Below are 16507 nucleotides of genomic sequence, written 5' to 3'. Positions count from 1 at the left end.
CTCCTTGTCGTTTTAATCTCGCTACTTGTCCCGCCCGACGCCCAGCGTGAACGAAAACGTCGCACCCTTGTCCGGCTCGCCCTGGGCCCTGACTTGGCCGTCGTGGCGCGTGATGATTTGCTGGACGATGGCCAGCCCGACGCCCGTGCCCACGAAATCCTTGGTGGAGTGCAGGCGCGTGAAGACACCAAAAATCTTGTGTACATGCCGCATGTCGAATCCCGCGCCGTTGTCTTGGACATGGTAGGCCATTTGTCCGTCTTTCCGCTCCGCGCGGACTTGGACCACGGGACGTTCCTGTTTGGATGAAAATTTGACCGCATTGGCCAGCAGATTCTGCCAGACTTGGCGTAACAGGCCCGGGTCAGCCTCGGCGGGGGGCAGGTCCTGCACCTGAAAATCCACCCGGGCCGCGTCTTCGGTTAACCTCAGTTCATCGATGACCGCCCGGACCATGGCCGTCATATCAATGGGCGAAACGTGCAGGGCCTTGCGACCGGCCCGGGAAAACTGCAGCAAGTCGTCGATCAGCAGGCCCATGGCCATGGCGTTGTCCGTGATCATGGCGCACAGTTTCCGGCCCTCCTCGGAAAGTCCCGCGGCGTGCTTGTCAAGTAGAATACGGGTCAGTCCGGTCACCCCCCGCAACGGTGCGCGCAAATCATGGGACACGGAATAGCTAAACGCCTCAAGCTGCTTGATGGCCCCTTCCAGTTCCAACGTGCGCTGACGGACGCGCTCTTCAAGCTCCTGGTTGAGCAACTGAAGCGCTTCTTCGGCCTCCTTGCGCTGGCCGATTTCCTGCTCCAGTTGCACCGCGTGGTTTTGGACATCTTCGAAAAGGCGGATAGAGTCCATGACCTGCGCGACCTGATTGGCGAACCCTTGCAGGAGTGTGACCTCTTCCGCGTGGAACGTGCGTGGTTTGGCAACATCCGAGAGGATCATTACGCCGAGAGCATGGCCTTGCAGAAGGACAGGCAGATAGAGAACCGAGCGCAGGCCCAGGGACCGCGCGATTTCCGCCTCCTCCGGCGTGAAGGGCGCCGTAGCCGCGTCGGCCACGAACACCGGCCCGCCCGAGGCCAGGGTCCGGGCAACATGGGGGTGGGCGCGGAGCGGTGCGCGGCGGAAGTGTTCCGGAAAATCCTCGGACAGGGCGGGGGACGAGGCGGCCAGGCGGATGGTCTCGTCTTCTTTCAGGTAAATCGCCCCGTTGGACAGGTTCATGGCCTTGGCCGCATTGTCCACAAGCGACTGCATGACCACATGCCGCTCAAATGACGACGAAACGGCCTGGCTGACCCGCAGGAATGCCGCTAGCCGTTGATTTGATTCCCGCAGCGCGGCCAAGGCCGTTTCGGCACGCTCCCGGGCCGCGTTGGCGTCCTGCATCTGGTTGAGCAGGGCAAGGCGCATCTCGGCGTGGTGTTCCAGTTTGGCTTCCTGACGTGCGCGCAGTTCATTTTCCGCCCGGCGCAGTTCCGTGACATCCAGAAAACTGCACAGTATCCCGCTGTTGAATCCCACGGAGAAAAGCTGAACAATGCGCTCAGCTCCGTCCTTGCGCCGAATCCGGTGTTCCACCGGGGTTGCGTCAGGAGTGGCGATGGTGGATTTCCAGTCTGCCAGAACCTTGGTCCGAAGCTCAGGCTCGGGGCAGACGCGGGACCACCATTCGGCCCAGGTGGATGTCTCGTCCGCGGAGTAGCCGGTCAGTTCGTCAAAGCGTGTATTGCGGCTGAGAATAACCCCTTCCTGGTTGGAAAGGGCCAGGGCGGCAGGGGCGTCTTCAAACAATCGTTGGAAGTACAGTTCACTTTGACGCAGTTCCCCCTGCGTGGAGGCAAGCAGCCGACGCACCTTTTCGATCTCGACGATCCGGGCCGCCGGTTTGGTCGGCGGCGGACCGACCAGGGAGGCCACGGCCCGCTGCAGCCGGTTGCCGGCAAGCCTTGCTCCCAGCACGCCGACCATGGTGGTGGCCAACAACCCCAGGAGTATCGGAATCGCGTACTGGGCGCGCAAGGAAAGCCAGACCCTGTCCGGGATTACCATTTCCACGAACCAGGGGCCCACAGTCGACTGGACCACGAAACGTCTTTCCGGCGATGCGTCCCGTCCGACGTCAAACTCAGGCGGCAGGCGTTGAGCGATGACGTTCCCGGAGCCGTCCCGCAGGTACATGGCCCAATCCGGGGGCAGTTCAAACTGGTCCGCCTGCTCCTGGAGCAGGCTCGTTGCAAAGGTGCTCAGCAGCACGAAGACGATTTTCCCGTTTCGCACCACTGGAGCGGCAATGCAGTTCAACGGCTCTCCGTCCACCGGGCAGAAACCAATGTCGCCCACCGCGGGCCTGCCGTGGGCAATGGCCATGGAAACGGTGGATTGTCGGTCCGCCCCGGGCAGCATCGGCAGTTGCGCCCCCAGGGGAGCCCGGGTGTTCAAAAGCATGCGCATGGGCTCGTCCGCCTCGGCCAGGATGACATGGCCGTCGAAAAAGCGCTGAAAGGATTGCGCCAGGGCATAAAATTCCGGCCACCGCGCCGGATCGTCCAGCATGGGCGTGGCGGCCAGCAGGTTCAGGGCCCGCTTCCGGGCATCCAGGTACGCGTCCATTGTGGTCATGAACGTGCTTGCCAGACGCTTCGCGCTGTTTTCCTGCTTCATCAACGCCGTACGCTTGCTGTCCCAGGCCAGCCATGCTCCCATCAGCAGCAGGGGCAACAGGGACACCCAGATCAACCTCGCAAGAAATATCCGCAGCGTGATTTCTGGTCGTTCCCGGGGTGCATGCGTCATGATCGCTCATCCTTCGGAAGGGCGTCCGCAAAGCCCAGGTCATAGGGCTCGGCCCGGCCCAGTTGCCGGGACAGCTCGTTGATCCGGCGCTTGAGCGCGATCATATCCAGTTCGCGCCCCACGGATGCCTTTCGGAATGATTCCAGCTCCCCATAACGCTGCTCCATGTCCCGGACGTGCTGTTCCAGTTGATCATTCAGCATTTTCTGTCGCGTAATATCGTTGAATGTGGCATAGGCTTCGAAAGGATTGGATTCTCCTGCTCGGAACAGCGGGATGGCGGTGATGGACAACCAGATATAGGCGTTCTTTTCTGAATGAAACACGCCCCGGACCACCGGCCCCACGGTTTCCCCGGTGCGCAGCGCGATCATGGCCGGGTGTTCGGTTCCAGGCACCTCGCTGCCGACGGCCTTGATCATCTTCCAGCGCGGGTCCATGGACGTTTTGCCTTGCATCTGGTCCAAGCTCAGGCCCAGAATCCGCTCCGCGGCCGGGTTGGCGGAGATAATGGCCCCGTCCGCGGCCTGATAAATCACGCCCTGGGTCATGGTTTCGAACAGTCGGCGATGCTGTTCCTCGCTCTTGCGCAGATCCCCCTCGGCTTGCCTGAGCCGGGTCAGGGCCGTCTTTTGGCGGCGGTTGACGACAATCAACGCGGTGGTCAGCAGAAGCAGGACGATAAAGCTGACCACCGCAACAAATACGGCGTCCATGTGCTCATCCCAAGAAGAGGTCGGCCTGTTCAGGAATATCGTGTTCTCCGGCAATTTCCGGTTGTCCGCGCCCCAGCGCTGGAGCTGCTGCCAGTCGAACAGGGGAACGTTGCGGACGTCGAAGGACGTCACCGGATGGGTCAACCGGAGGCGGCCTTGCAGATAGTCCAGGGCGATACGCCCGGCCTGCCGGCCCAGATCGGAGGTGACGGCCACGGAACCGCCCACCAGTCCTTGGGCGATGTGCATGTCCCGGAAGGCAAAGACCGGGACGTTGGCCTGTTCCGCCACCCTGCCCGCCACCTCGGCCGGGACGAAGGAGCGACCGGTGGTGTCCTCAAAGTAGGACCCATAAAATGCAATGGCGTCTCGAGGGAGGTTCGCAACCAGTTTCAGCATTTCATCCCAGGAAAGGTGGGCCGTGGTCTCGACTTCCAGTTGTCGCGGCAACGCCGCCAGTGCCTTGGATATCGGCTCCACAAAAGGTGCTTTGTGATCATCCTTGCCCATGATCAGCACTGCCCGCCTGGTGTCGGGAAAAAGATCCAGGGCGTGGCGCAGCGTGCCTTCGGCGTCTTGACGGGAGATCAGGGTGATTAGCATGCGGGAGGCGTTCCGCCAGTCAGGCTGCTTTTCCAGGATGGGAATGAGCATGGGCGCGTCGGGAAGAAGGTCCGCGCCCTCTTGGGTCACGAAATCCACGGCGCCCTGGTTGACGCCGATGATCAGGCCGCCGCGCGAGCCCGTCAGCTTGTGCCGGAGCAGGGCCAGGATCGTGGAGCGGTGTTCCGGATCGCCATGGCGGTGCAGATCCAGGAATTCCACGAAGATGTCGTCCAGACTGAACCCGCCGTCCGTCAACATGCCTACCAACGGGGGGATGACGGCCTCCAGCATGGGCAGCCCGTACTGCGGGCCGATCAGGATCAGAACCCGCGGATTCTCGGACGGCGGGGACGGGCCGGCCCGGGGGATGACAGCCCAGGCCGGCGAAACGAAGGGGAGCAGGAGGAGAAAGAGAGCTGCGAATGGACTTGCTTTTAGTCCGGCAATCATACGTTCCTCCTTTGTTGCAAAGGGTTCACGGCATCGATGCGACAGAAACCCCGAAAATCCGTTTTCTGCTCAGCCGCTCCGGCTACGCGGAGTCCGTCTTTGGTTCCGGCTCCTTCTTGAACCACGCCGTGAACCAGAAGATGGAACCGCGACCTTCGGTGCTTTCCACCCCGATAGTACCGCCCATCAACTCCACCAGTTCCTTGCAAATGGCCAGGCCCAGCCCGGTCCCCCCATGACGAGACGTCTTGCCGACCTGGTTGTACGGGGAAAACAGGTCGGAGATCAGGTCCGGAGGAATGCCGGGACCCGTGTCCCTGACCGTGAAGCGCAGCAGAGTTTTGTTCGCCCGGTCTTCTTCCAGGCCCGCATGGACGACGACCACGCCCTGGTCGGTGAACTTCAGGGCATTGACCGCAAGATTCAACAACACCTGTCGCAGACACCCCTCATCCCCCACGAGCAGGCGCGGAACTTTTGCATTGACGTCCCAGACAAGGTCCAGGCCCTTTTTGTGGGCCTGGCCGGCCAACAAATGACCAACGTCCTCCACTGTCCGGCGCGGCTCGAAGGCCGCGTCTTTCAGTTCCAGCTTGCCGGCCTCGATTTTTGAGAGATCGAGGATGTCGGTGGTCAGGGTGAGCATCCTGCTTCTGGCATTCCGGACAAGTTCGAGATACTCCCGCTGCTCCGGACTGAGCGGCGTGTCCAAAAGCATGTCCGTCAGACCCATAATGCCGGACAAAGGAGTGCGGACTTCGTGGCTCATCTTGGCCAGGAAGGCGGATTTGACCCGACTCGTTGTCTCGGCCTGCTGCTTGATGAATGTTTCGTTTGCCTTGCGCGCGATTGCCGCTCCGATGGCCGAGGCCACGATGCGCAGGACGTTTTCTTCCGCGAAGGTCCAATCGCGTGCCGTGCGCACCGAATCAAAACCCAGAAATCCCCAAACCCGTTCGTCGGAATGTATCGGGACGACGAGCAGGCTCTGAATGTTTTGAGGCTCAAGAAGGCCTCGTTCTTCATCCGGAAAATGTCGGACATGTCCTGAGATGCATTTTCCAGCCTCCATTGCCTGCCGCCAACGAGGACAAGCCTCTAGGTACGGTACGTTTTTCAAGTCCGGATTGTCGATTTGCGGCACGATGCCCGTGTTGACCCATTCCCAGGTCTGGCTGGTCAGGAGCAGTCCGGTTTCCTCATCCACATGATCTCTGAATACATAGACCCGGTCGGTGTTGGTGACTTGCCCCAAACAGGCCAGAATATCGGTGACGCATGGCCCCAACTCCACGTCGCGCAAGAGATTCAGGGTGGCGCACGCAGCGACTTCCAGAAGCTGCTCCCGCTGCATCAGCGCCTCCTCGGACAGCTTGCGCCGCGTGACATCCACGCCGACGGCCCAGACATCGTCCCCGGTGTAGCTCAGTTCCGGGGGCAGATTGGACCAAACGATGTGGCGTGTTGTTCCGTCCTTGGCGGTCAGCGCAATCTCCTTGTTGGTAAACTCGCTCCCTGCTTCCTCCCATTCGCACAAAATTCGCGCAGCATAAACCTGGTCCGGATACATCAGGGCAAAGGCCTTGGGATTCTCGATCACCTCTTCCTTGGAGTAGCCGGTAATGATTTCAGAGGTCTTGTTCCAATAAGTAAACCGTGCGTCTTTCGTACCGGCATTGAGCAGCACCGGCAGGTTTTCGGCCAATGCACGGAAGCGTTGTTCACTCTCCCGAAGCGCTTTTTCAGTCTTTCGACGTTCCGTAACGTCCGCGGTGACGGCCATGGATCGGACGAAAACACCGTCCTTACCAAACTCGGATACGCCGGACATCAACACGTCCAGTATCCGCCCGTCCTTGGTTACCATTTGGTACGGCAGGTCTTTTGCGGAACCGGTTTCAAAAAAAATCGGGATGTTCTCTTCCAGAGCCCGACATTTGGACTCCTCCGTGAAAAAGTCCACGGAGCGGCGTCCTAAAACTTCATCCCGGGTATAACCGAGCTTTTCAAGCCACGGATTGCTGACGCTGATGATTTTTCCATCCTTGTCGATGGAATGCAGCATGGCCGGAGTGTCTTCGTAAAGTGAGCGATATCTGGTTTCACTTTCCTCTCGTTCTCTTTGTGATGTGACGAGGGCCGTCAAGTCGTGGATCGTGACGACCAAACCGAGAATCTCTTTGCCTTCCCAACAAGGGGAGTAGCTGATCCTCAGAAAAAGACGTCCCAGGTGCTTGACTTCCACCCAACCTTTCCAAAACGCAGCTTCACCCAACCGTGAAACCCGGACGAGCTGCGGTCTCACTTCTTGATCATAAAACTTCTTGCTGAGCAGCTCGACAAGAAAGTCCGCATAAATTCTTCCCAGCAACTGTTGGGAGGATGCTCCGACCAGTCGTTCATAAGCGGCGTTTACCGAGCCGATAATCCCGTTCTTGTCCACGAAAATCTGGGCGTTCGAGGAATGCCAGACCATCAGGTCGCTTATGCGCAGTCGAGCTTGCGCTTTACTTCTCTCCAACGCTTCGAATTGGTACTTTTCAACGGCAAGGCTCAGTTCCCTGTTCCTCTCGCGAACATGCTCCTCCAATTCGCATTTGTTGTGTACAAGAGCCCTGGCAAGTTCTCCAAATTCCGTAATATCTTGAAGAATCAGCAAAACATTCTCAGGTGCGTCGGCTTTCGTCCGCTGGGTATCCACACTGATGCACAAGGTCCGTTCACTCAATGATTTTGTCTTCACCTGAAGCACCAGGCTGATCTTTTGTCCTTGCCCGGCTTTGTCGAGGAACTCTTGCACCGCGGAGTGTTCTTCCTGGCGGACGTGTTTGAGGAAGCGTTTTGCCGTGGGTTTGACGGAATACGGCTGATATCCCAGCATGGAATAAACGGCCGAACTCCAATTTGTCCGCCTGCCGTCCGAAGACGCCAAGGTCCATGTCCCAACCCAGACGGGAGTGCAGTAGTCGCCTGGCCACGCGCCGCCAGTCTCCGCGAAGCCCGGGTGTTCTCCTGACGGGTCGTTTTCCAGGATATCGTCGGCAAAGAGGAACAGGTTGAGCAGGTTGGTTTCCAGGGCCTGACTGATATTCTCCAAGGCCGGGAAAGAAGGGGATCTTGCCCCGCACTCGATGCGATTGATCTGCCGGAGGCTGAGCCCGGCTTTTTCCGCCACTTCGGCCTGAGTCAGGTTTTTTACTGAACGTAAATATCGCAAGCGACTGCCAAGTTTGTAGATAGTCGGCACGTCGGCATGCGTGGCGTTGGATTGAAGAGGAGTTTTTGGGTGCTTCGACATTGTTTCAGGTCTTCAGACTCGCCATGGACGCGCAATTGTCCACGGATTCAGGTTTTTGTGGATATTTTTTAAGGCTTTCTCCGTTATTTGGTCCTTCCGTCTCAAGTCCTGCCCTTGGGGATATCTGCGTGAATTCCCGAGAGGCAAATCCGGATGAAGACTATCCTTTCTTCCACTTTTTCGCACCTCAACGGGCCTCTTCCACCTCAGCGGACAGGGCCTTCGCCGCGGCGCTTTCCTATTAAACTTTTACAGGAATGATATCAAAACGCGTCCGGATGTATACGACACGAGGGGACGTATTTTAGTGCCTTTTTTTATACGACCGTGTCGCACGGAGGGGTTGATTATTGCCCCTGAACACTTAGGTTGTTGTGGCCGCATGGTTATAAGTCCGGCCCCAACTTGACGAGATTTTTTCCAAGGTCTTATATTTAGGTCTTGAACAAAAATAAAACAGGAGACGTCTCATGCCGACAAATCTTGTTCTCGCGGATAATACGGCCAGCATATCCGAACTCAAGAAAAATCCCATGAAGACCGTGGAGGCGGGCGACGGCTTTGCGTGGAGGCGGGCGACGGCTTTGCCGTGGCGATTTTGAACCGGAACAAACCGTCCTTTTGCTGTGTTCCGTCGCGGGCCTACGAGGCCCGGACAGGCTGGAAGATCTGGAGTTGAACGCATTGGCCGATGACCGCAAGGATCAGCCGGAAGTGGAAGTAGCCCTTGATGAATTATACGTTACGGTTCAAGGAGCAAGCCTTGAAGGAGTGGCAAAAGCTGGACGAACATCTTCGAGAACAATTCAAACTTAAGCTCCAGGAAAGACTCCACAACCCGCATGTGCCCGCCTCCCGTCCGTCCGGAAGCGCTCACCGATACAAGATCAAGCTGAAAAGTGCTGGATATCGCCTGGTCTATGAAGTTCGTGACGCTGTCTTCGTGGTCGTGGTCATCGCAGTGGGGAAGCGTGAACGTGGTTCGGTTTTCAAGACGACGGCAAAGCGCTGAAGCACGCTTTGTCTGCGCTTTTTTTTTGGCCTTGACTTGCTGGAGTGGGCGGTAGGGGGCGATCATGGCGGAACCGAAAAAAGAGTCCAGGTGTAATTCATCAGAATCGGCTCAGAGTCCCGAGTCGTCGTGGAGCTTTCCCGGCCCGGGCGGCGTGCTGGCCCGGATATTGGGATTCAGCTTGCTCTGGTGGATATTGACCGAGGGCGGCTCTCTTTTCTCCGTCCTTGGACTGCTTGGCGTCGGAATGGCCGTACTTGTCAGTTTTCGCTTGTTGCCACCCCGGTCCTGGCCCCTGCGGCCCTTGGCCGTGGTCCGTTTTCTGCCGTTCTTTCTGTGGCAGTCTCTGCTGGGCGGCTTGGATGTGGCCTCGCGTTCCATGCGGCTTAAGGTGAACGTGACGCCCATCTTGATCACCCACGTCTTCACCAAGGAATCCGAAGCGGCCAGGGTGCTCTTCGTGTGGGTGGTCAGCCTCCTTCCCGGCACGGCCGCCGTGGATCTTCAAGTCGACAAAGCCCTTATCCACGTCCTGGACCAACGTCTCGCGGACTCCTCGACCTTGCGCGAGCTGGAACGGAAGGTCGCGGGGATGTTCAGGGATCATAATGGCTGTCAATGTACGTTTGCGGGCACGGACTGAATGCCGACCAAGTCCGATTGACCGAGGCTTCACGCGGGATTGGCATTGCCTTTCGACCCTGATCCGGTTACGAGAAGCCGTCAGGGGAAATGTGGGAGTGAATGGCTGCTAGCCGGATACTGACAGGCCATGGACTAGGAACAACGAAGCGCGCCCCGGGTGGACGTGGAGCCGAATTTTAGCGTTCCGCGCTTCAGGGCGTCGGCGGACGGATTGTCCGTAGGGATGGTTTGTGTTGGGGCGTTAAGTTCACTGACCCCCTGGCATTGGGGCAGCCGGAAATTGACCGCTTGCAGGAGCATCTTTGAAGTCCCAGTCGATCCCGAGTGGAGCAAGCTTTAGCACTACAGCGAAACTTTGCTGAAACGTGTAAAAATGCCGAGGGCATGATGCCCTCGCTCCCAGGATTTTTCCGTGTGTTCCGTGGGCCACTCTCAGGGAGTATTGCTGATCAAAGCATGAAGTTTTCGCTGTAGTTTTAGCAGTCCGTTGAGAACTCCCAATTTCTGCGTCGCGCAAAACGTTCAAACTCTCACATATCAAATCCTCCTCCATCCATGCATCATCGCCGCATCTTTTTTCTTTCGCCCCGTTTCCCTTGGTGGGGCTGGATTCTGTTGCTCCCTTTGGCCGTGCTGGGCGTGTTTCTTGGTGCGGTTTTTTTTCTGGTGTTTATCGCCTTCGTGGTCACCGCCGGTCTGGTCATGTGGATTCGGTGGAAGTGGATGCGCTATAAGATGGGCGGGGCAAAAGACGGTCCCTCCGTGCATCGGGAATTCCAGGCTCGACGGGAATATGATTGTGAAATCAGACGGCTGGATGACCCGAGAAACGGACCGAAAGGATGATCCCCGGCGCTTCGGAAAATTTTCATTTGGACACCTGAACCTTCACCCCCCCTTCATCATGAAAGACCGGTACAACAAACTCTATCCGATTTCCTGGGATCAACTGCATCGTGACTCCAAGGCCCTGGCTTGGCGGTTGCTGGATCTGGGACCGTGGCAAGGCATCGTGGCCATCACTCGTGGCGGGCTGGTGCCGGCGGCGGTCATTGCCAGGGAACTGGAGATCCGGGTCATCGATACGGTCTGCGTGTCCAGTTACGCATGGCAGGATCAGGGCCAATGCTCCGTGCTGAAGCGCTTCCAGCCGTTGGCTCCGGAGGTGACGGCCAAGACCCTGATCATCGACGATCTGGTGGACACCGGACGTACGGCCAAGATCGTCCGGGAGATGCTGCCCGAGGCCCATTTCGCCACGGTCTACGCCAAGCCGGCCGGGCGGCCCATGGTGGACACCTTCATCACCGAGGTCAGCCAGGATACCTGGATACTCTTCCCCTGGGATTCCGAAGCCCGGTTCGTGGAGCCCCTGGCGGATCAGAAGGGGAAATGATCCGAATGGATGCGGACAGTTGGGCGATCATTGAAATCATGATAACCCTAATAAAACCTTAACCTGAAGTCTGGAGGATGCGAGTATGAAGCGAGGCGTGTTTGGGATTATGACGGCGGTGTTGGTGGCCCTGACCCTGCTGATGGGGTCCGGCGTCGCGGCGGCCAAGGAGATCAAGGCTGGGTTTATCTATGTTTCGCCGGTGGGCGACGCGGGCTGGTCCAAGGCCCATGACGACGGCCGGAAGGCCATCGATGCCCTGGACGGGGTGGAGACGACTTTCGTGGAGTCCGTGTCCGAGGGGCCGGATTCGGAGCGGGTACTGACGCAGATGGCCCGACGGGGGCACAACCTGATCTTCGCCACCAGCTTCGGGTTCATGGATTCCGTGCTCAAGGTCGCGGCCCAGCATCCGGACGTGGTGTTCATGCACTGTTCCGGATACAAGCAGGCCGAGAACGTGGGCACCTACTTCGGGCGGATGTATCAGCCGCGTTATCTTGCCGGCATGGTGGCCGGGGCCATGACCGAGTCCAACATTCTGGGCTACGTGGCCGCGTTCCCCATTCCTGAGGTCATCCGCGGGATCAACGCCTTCACCCTTGGCGCTCAGGCCGTGAATCCGGACGTCCAGGTGCGCGTGGTCTGGAGTTCCACTTGGTATGATCCGGCCCTGGAGAAAGAGGCGGCCAACAGTCTGCTGGATGTGGGCGCGGACGTGATCGCCATGCACCAGGATTCCCCCGGCCCTCAAGTGGCGGCCGAGGAGCGGGGCGTTTACTCCGTGGGCTACAACACGGACATGAGCGCCTTCGCGCCCAAGGCTCACCTGACCGCCCCGATCTGGAACTGGGCCGAGATCTACAAGCACGTGATCCAGCAGGTCCAGGACGGAACCTGGACCAGTGAGTCCATCTGGTGGGGCCTGGATCGCGGCTTGGTGGACTTGGCGCCCTTCGGCCCCATGGTGCCCCAGGAGGTCCAGGATCAGGTTCTGGCCAAGAAGGAAGAAATCCGCTCCGGCGCCACGGATGTGTTTGTCGGCCCGGTGCTGGACCAGCAGGGCGAGGTTCGGATCGCCGAAGGCGTTCAGGCCACGGACGAGGAAATGCTGTCCATGGACTGGTTCGTTCGCGGAGTTGTGGGGTCCACCCGATAGCAGTCCGTTGAACTGTTTGGAGAAGGCTTTTTTCACTTCTGATAAGGCAACGCGGTTGACCCTCATGTATCGCCATCCGCAGCGCCACAGGCACTGGTTGTCGGCATGCGTCTGATTCGCGTTGTTAAAAGGACCGAGCCCCTGGGATGGGGTTCGGTCCTTGTTTTTTTCGCGGCCCTGGCGTTGTCCCTGGCCCTGGCCTGCGCGGCCCTGGCCGTGCAGGGCGTGGCTCCGCTCCGGGCCATGGCCCTGCTTTGGGAGGGTGGCTTCGGCAGCGCCTGGTCCCTGGAAGACTCCCTGCGCAAGGCCATCCCCATTTATCTGTGCGCTCTGGGGGTCTCCTTCACCTTCCGGATGCAGATCTGGAACATCGGGGCCGAGGGCCAGTTTGCCCTGGGGGCCATCGGCGCGGCCTGGGCCGTGCTGACCTTTCCCCACCTGCCCGCCCCGGTGCTGCTGCCACTGATGATGCTCTGCGCCGGGACGGCCGGGGCCTTGTGGGCCCTGATTCCAGCTCTGACCAAGGTCCGGCTGGGGGTCAACGAGATCATCTCCACCCTGATGCTCAACTACATCGGGATTCTTTTTTTGAACTACCTGGTCTACGGGCCCTGGAAAGACCCGGCGGGCCGAAACTTTCCCATGACCATGGAGTACCCGGCCGCGGCCCAGATTGGGATGCTCGGCGGGACCCGGCTGCACTGGGGCCTGGTGCTCTGCGTGGTGCTCAGCGTTCTGGCCTGGCTGTTCCTGAACAAGACCCGGCTGGGCTATGAAATCCGGGCCAGCGGCGAGAGCCTGCGCGCGGCCCGCTACGCCTTCATGCCTTATGGGTTCTTGGTTTTTCTGGTCATGGGCATCTGCGGGATGATGGCCGGTTGGGCCGGGTTCGTGGAAACCTCGGCCGTGGCCCATCGCCTTCAGCCCAGCATCCTGGTGGGGTATGGCTACACGGCCATTGTGGTGGCCTGGGTGGCACGGCTGAAGATCGTGCCCATGGCTTTGGCCGCGTTTTTGCTGGCCGGGCTGCGGGTGGGCGTGGAGGTCTTGCAACTGGAACTGCGGGTTCCGGCGGCCTTTGGCCACATCCTGGAAGGTCTGGTGCTGCTCACCGTGCTGGCCGGGCAGTTTTTTCATCACTACCGGTTGCGGCTGAATCTGCTCGGTGCGGCCATCGGCAAGGGAGGGAGCCATGCCCATTGAACTGCTCATCCCGTTGCTGGCCGCGGCCGTGCAATCCGGGACCCCGATCCTCTACGCAACCCTGGGGGAGATGATCACGGAAAAGTCCGGGGTGCTGAACCTGGGCGTGGAAGGGATGATGATGATCGGCGCCCTGTCCGCGTTCTGGATCAGTCTTGCCACGGGCAGCCCTTGGCTGGGCTTTCTGATGGGCGGATTCTGCGCGGCGTTGCTGGCCTCGGTCCATGGGTTGGTCTGCCTGGGCTTTCAGGGCAACCAGGTGGTTTCCGGGTTGGCCCTGACCATTTTCGGCGTTGGCTTGGCCAATTATCTTGGAACGCCGCTGGTAGGGACCCAGGGGGTCGGTTTCTCCAAGTTTTCCCTGCCCGTTCTGGCGGACATCCCGGTGCTGGGACCGATCCTGTTTTCGCAAGACATGCTGGTCTACCTGTCCTTCGGCCTGCCCGTGCTGATCTGGGCATTTTTCCGGCATACCCGACTGGGTCTGCACCTGCGTTCCGTGGGCGAAAACCCCGTGGCCGCGGCCACGGCCGGGCTGAACGTGGTCGGCCTGCGCTGGCTGGGGGTGACCATGGGCGGATTCCTGGTGGGCCTGGGCGGCGCGTACCTTTCCCTGGCCTACATCCATCTCTGGACCAACGGCCTGACCGCGGGCCGGGGGTGGATCGCCGTGGCCCTGGTCATCTTTTCCTTCTGGCGGCCGGGCCGGGCCGTGTTCGGGGCCTATCTCTTCGGCGGGGTGATGGCCTTTCAGCTCCGCTTGCAGGCCATGGGCACGGACATCCCCTCCTCGATTCTGATGATGCTCCCCTATGTCCTGACCATCCTGGTGTTGATCGCCTCGACCATGATCGGTCGCGGCGGTGAGGCACCGGCGGCCTTGGCCGTGAACATGGAACCCGAAGAGTAGCAGTCCGTTGAATAACTCCCAATTGCCGCGTTGCTGCAAAAATATTCAAACTCTCACGTATCAATAAATACGCTTCGACATTGATTTTTTTTTTTTGCTCCTTGCACTTGGGGTTTTTGAACGAACTGCTGGATAAGGACTTATTCATCCTAGGATTAGCGCATGACCCAGGTTGATTCATCCCTTGGCGCACTTTCCGAGGTCACGCTTGACCCTCCTTCCGACCCGGCGGTGAATTTCCCGCTCGAGATTCCCTTGATCCGCCTGGAAGGGCTTTCCAAGTCCTTCGGCCCGGTGCGGGCCAACCACGACATCAGTTTCGAGATCCGGCCCGGACGGATTCTGGCCCTGTTGGGTGAAAACGGGGCCGGGAAGAGCACCCTGATGAGCATGCTGGCCGGACGGCTCAAGCCGGACGCCGGACGCATCTTCCTGCGCGGCGAAGAGGTACGCTTCGATTCGCCCAAGGATTCCATCGCCGCGGGCATCGGCATGGTCTACCAGAATTTTATGCTGGTGAACCGGATGACCGTGGCCGAGAACGTGCTCCTGGGCCAGGAGAGGCGGTTCTGGATCTCCCCCAAGGCCATGGAGCGTGAAGTGGGCGAACTGGCTCGGCGTTTCAATCTGCCCATCGACCCGGGGGCCGGGATCTGGGAGCTGTCCATGGGCGAGCGGCAACTGGTGGAGATCCTCAAGCTGCTCTACCGGCAAAGCCAGGTACTGATCTTCGACGAACCCACCGCGGTGCTGACCCCGGTGGAGATCGCGCATCTGTTCAAAGCCCTGGGGAACATGGCCAAGCAGGGCAAGTCGATCATCTTCATCAGCCACAAGCTGGATGAGGTCATCGCCGTGGCCGACGAGGTGGCCGTGCTGCGCCGCGGCGAGCTGGTGGGGTGCTGGGACGCTGAGGAAATCCAGTCCAAGGAAGAGTTGGCCAATCTGATGATCGGGCGCACGGTGTCCCTGGATATCAAAAAAGCATGCTGCACGCCCGGAGAGCCCGTCTTGCAGGTGGAACACCTCACCGGCCCGCGTCTAGACGACGTCAGCCTGGTGGTCCGCCAAGGCGAGATCATGGCCCTGGTGGGGGTGGCTGGCAACGGCCAGAAGGAACTGGTGGAAACCGTGGCCGGACTGCGGCCGCCGGGAGCCGGGAGAGTGGAGATTCTGGGCGCGGACTGGAAGTCCTTTTTCGCCAACCCTGCCTGGAAGGAGTCACTGAGCTACATTCCCGAGGATCGCCTGGGAGTGGCCGTGTGCCGGGAAATGACGCTTACGGACAACTTTTTGCTGACCACCCGCCAGGGCTTTTGCCGGGGCCCCTGGCTGCGCCGCAAGTTGGCCCGGGAAACCGTTGCCGAGAAGGTCGCGGAATTCAACGTCCAGCCGGGCCTTCCGGACATGCTCGCCGGCCGGCTGTCCGGCGGCAATCTCCAAAAGCTGGTCCTGGCCCGGGAATTCTTCCGCGCTTCCCGGCTGATCGTGGCCGAGCAACCCACCCAAGGGCTGGACATCTCCTCCACTGAAGAGGTCTGGCAACAACTGCTCCAGGCCCGCGAACACGCCGGAATCCTCCTGGTCACCGGTGACCTTCGCGAAGCTGTAACCCTGGCCGACCGGATCGCCGTGATCTTCCGAGGCAAGATCATGGACGACTTCCCGGTGGACGATCAGGAGCGGATGAAGCGGATTGGGCTGTTGATGGCCGGGTCGGGGTAGGTTCCCGAGGCGCTCTTCGAAGCTACCTTTTTCGCTTATTCCTGTACTGGAGCCGCGCGTGGGTCATCCGTTCGCGGAGGCCGCCTTGCTCAATGAAGTCTTTTTCCAGGCGCAGGAGCTGGCGGTCGATCAGGTAGTTGGTCTGGTGAATCAGGCAGACGGCGATATTGGCCACGATTTCCGGCGGGCGGGTCTCGACGAACTCGCGGAACAGGTCAAAGGTTTGCGGGTTTGCCCGGCCCAGATCGCGCACAAAGGTCGCCTCCCGGGAATCCTTGTCCCAGATCGGGTGATCCCGGGCTCGGAGATAATCCAGGTAGTCGTCCAGCAGCTCCTCCAGACTGCCCCGGGCCACGTTGGTCAGCTTGATCTCCATCTCCTTGGACGTCAGCCCGCACTTGCTGCCCTCCAGAAGGTTCTTCTTCCCGGACCGCGCCGCCTGGATCATCTGGTCTACTGTGCGGTCGCCTCGCTGGAGGTGCTTTTTGCAGAACCGAAACGTGATGTCATAGACGACTTCGGCTTTCTGGAAGGAGAGCAGAGTGCGGTAGTCGCCGCGAGGGGGGAGGAGGGGGCGTGTGGGTT

Annotated in this window: 13 protein-coding genes and 1 pseudogene; 9 read left to right on the top strand and 5 right to left on the bottom strand. The window is 59.8% G+C overall.

From position 1 onward, the window contains the following. Positions 1 to 21: 21 nt before the first annotated feature. The 3 genes from C6366_RS11200 to C6366_RS11190 all read right to left on the bottom strand — a co-directional run bounded on the left by C6366_RS11200 (position 22) and on the right by C6366_RS11190 (position 7872). Complete coding sequence (locus tag C6366_RS11200; protein ID WP_107737977.1) at positions 22 to 2802, bottom strand: ATP-binding protein; 2781 nt, start codon at positions 2800 to 2802, stop codon at positions 22 to 24. After that, complete coding sequence (locus tag C6366_RS11195; RefSeq protein WP_107737975.1) at positions 2799 to 4574, bottom strand: PAS domain S-box protein; 1776 nt, start codon at positions 4572 to 4574, stop codon at positions 2799 to 2801. Before C6366_RS11195 ends, C6366_RS11200 begins: the two co-directional genes overlap by 4 nt. Positions 4575 to 4656: 82 nt before the next feature. Further along, positions 4657 to 7872 carry a PAS domain S-box protein gene (locus tag C6366_RS11190; RefSeq protein ID WP_107737973.1) on the bottom strand — a complete coding sequence of 1072 codons (3216 nt, stop codon included), beginning with the start codon at positions 7870 to 7872 and terminating at the stop codon, positions 4657 to 4659. A 470-nt stretch (positions 7873 to 8342) separates the two neighbouring features. Between C6366_RS11190 and C6366_RS20710 the strand changes: the two are divergent. From C6366_RS20710 to C6366_RS11170, 3 genes and pseudogenes are all read left to right on the top strand, one after another. After that, a pseudogene (locus tag C6366_RS20710) lies at positions 8343 to 8610 on the top strand (type II toxin-antitoxin system Phd/YefM family antitoxin); the annotation flags it as partial. Then, a complete protein-coding gene (locus C6366_RS11175; RefSeq protein ID WP_107737971.1) occupies positions 8603 to 8884 on the top strand; it encodes a type II toxin-antitoxin system RelE/ParE family toxin in 282 nt (93 codons plus the stop codon). The pseudogene C6366_RS20710 and the gene C6366_RS11175, both read left to right, overlap by 8 nt. A gap of 64 nt (positions 8885 to 8948) precedes the next feature. Beyond that, entirely contained in the window at positions 8949 to 9527 is a 579-nt protein-coding gene (locus C6366_RS11170) for a Na+/H+ antiporter subunit E (RefSeq protein WP_107737970.1), read from the top strand. A 134-nt stretch (positions 9528 to 9661) separates the two neighbouring features. Here the strand turns inward: C6366_RS11170 and C6366_RS19620 are convergent, their stop codons facing one another. Further along, positions 9662 to 9829: a hypothetical protein gene (locus C6366_RS19620; protein WP_158269746.1), complete on the bottom strand. Its 168-nt coding sequence runs from the start codon at positions 9827 to 9829 to the stop codon at positions 9662 to 9664. Positions 9830 to 10084: 255 nt separating this feature from the next. Here C6366_RS19620 and C6366_RS19615 point away from each other — a divergent pair, with 255 nt between their 5' ends. The 6 genes from C6366_RS19615 (at position 10085) to C6366_RS11140 (ending at position 15922) form a co-directional block, all read left to right on the top strand. Beyond that, a complete protein-coding gene (locus C6366_RS19615; protein WP_107737968.1) occupies positions 10085 to 10375 on the top strand; it encodes a hypothetical protein in 291 nt (96 codons plus the stop codon). Between the two features lie 58 nt (positions 10376 to 10433). Continuing rightward, positions 10434 to 10925 (top strand): xanthine phosphoribosyltransferase, encoded by a 492-nt coding sequence (gene gpt, locus C6366_RS11160; protein ID WP_107738070.1) that lies wholly within the window; start codon positions 10434 to 10436, stop codon positions 10923 to 10925. Positions 10926 to 11010: 85 nt separating this feature from the next. After that, positions 11011 to 12084: a BMP family ABC transporter substrate-binding protein gene (locus tag C6366_RS11155; protein ID WP_107737966.1), complete on the top strand. Its 1074-nt coding sequence runs from the start codon at positions 11011 to 11013 to the stop codon at positions 12082 to 12084. A gap of 105 nt (positions 12085 to 12189) precedes the next feature. Beyond that, positions 12190 to 13287, top strand: a complete 1098-nt coding sequence (locus tag C6366_RS11150) for an ABC transporter permease (protein ID WP_107737965.1) — start codon at positions 12190 to 12192, stop codon at positions 13285 to 13287. Next, positions 13277 to 14197: an ABC transporter permease gene (locus C6366_RS11145; RefSeq protein ID WP_107737963.1), complete on the top strand. Its 921-nt coding sequence runs from the start codon at positions 13277 to 13279 to the stop codon at positions 14195 to 14197. The genes C6366_RS11150 and C6366_RS11145 overlap by 11 nt, the downstream gene beginning before the upstream one ends. A gap of 162 nt (positions 14198 to 14359) precedes the next feature. After that, positions 14360 to 15922: an ABC transporter ATP-binding protein gene (locus C6366_RS11140; RefSeq protein ID WP_107737961.1), complete on the top strand. Its 1563-nt coding sequence runs from the start codon at positions 14360 to 14362 to the stop codon at positions 15920 to 15922. A 22-nt stretch (positions 15923 to 15944) separates the two neighbouring features. On the opposite strand, the gene C6366_RS11135 is transcribed toward C6366_RS11140, so the two are convergent. Continuing rightward, on the bottom strand, positions 15945 to 16507 hold a 563-nt coding region (locus C6366_RS11135), incomplete at its 5' end, for a four helix bundle suffix domain-containing protein (protein WP_199221492.1).

This window comes from Desulfonatronum sp. SC1, assembly GCF_003046795.1.
Taxonomy (GTDB): Bacteria; Desulfobacterota; Desulfovibrionia; order Desulfovibrionales; family Desulfonatronaceae; genus Desulfonatronum.
Note: the sequence above shows the minus strand (reverse complement) of the source record. Positions and strands in the feature narration are given on the sequence as shown.

Coding starts and splice junctions, on each gene's coding strand:
- C6366_RS11200 (WP_107737977.1), bottom strand. CDS start 2,802: ATGACGCATGCACCCCGGGAACGACCAGAAATCACGCTGCGGATATTT.
- C6366_RS11195 (WP_107737975.1), bottom strand. CDS start 4,574: ATGATTGCCGGACTAAAAGCAAGTCCATTCGCAGCTCTCTTTCTCCTC.
- C6366_RS11190 (WP_107737973.1), bottom strand. CDS start 7,872: ATGTCGAAGCACCCAAAAACTCCTCTTCAATCCAACGCCACGCATGCC.
- C6366_RS11175 (WP_107737971.1), top strand. CDS start 8,603: ATGAATTATACGTTACGGTTCAAGGAGCAAGCCTTGAAGGAGTGGCAA.
- C6366_RS11170 (WP_107737970.1), top strand. CDS start 8,949: ATGGCGGAACCGAAAAAAGAGTCCAGGTGTAATTCATCAGAATCGGCT.
- C6366_RS19620 (WP_158269746.1), bottom strand. CDS start 9,829: ATGCTCCTGCAAGCGGTCAATTTCCGGCTGCCCCAATGCCAGGGGGTC.
- C6366_RS19615 (WP_107737968.1), top strand. CDS start 10,085: ATGCATCATCGCCGCATCTTTTTTCTTTCGCCCCGTTTCCCTTGGTGG.
- gpt (WP_107738070.1), top strand. CDS start 10,434: ATGAAAGACCGGTACAACAAACTCTATCCGATTTCCTGGGATCAACTG.
- C6366_RS11155 (WP_107737966.1), top strand. CDS start 11,011: ATGAAGCGAGGCGTGTTTGGGATTATGACGGCGGTGTTGGTGGCCCTG.
- C6366_RS11150 (WP_107737965.1), top strand. CDS start 12,190: ATGCGTCTGATTCGCGTTGTTAAAAGGACCGAGCCCCTGGGATGGGGT.
- C6366_RS11145 (WP_107737963.1), top strand. CDS start 13,277: ATGCCCATTGAACTGCTCATCCCGTTGCTGGCCGCGGCCGTGCAATCC.
- C6366_RS11140 (WP_107737961.1), top strand. CDS start 14,360: ATGACCCAGGTTGATTCATCCCTTGGCGCACTTTCCGAGGTCACGCTT.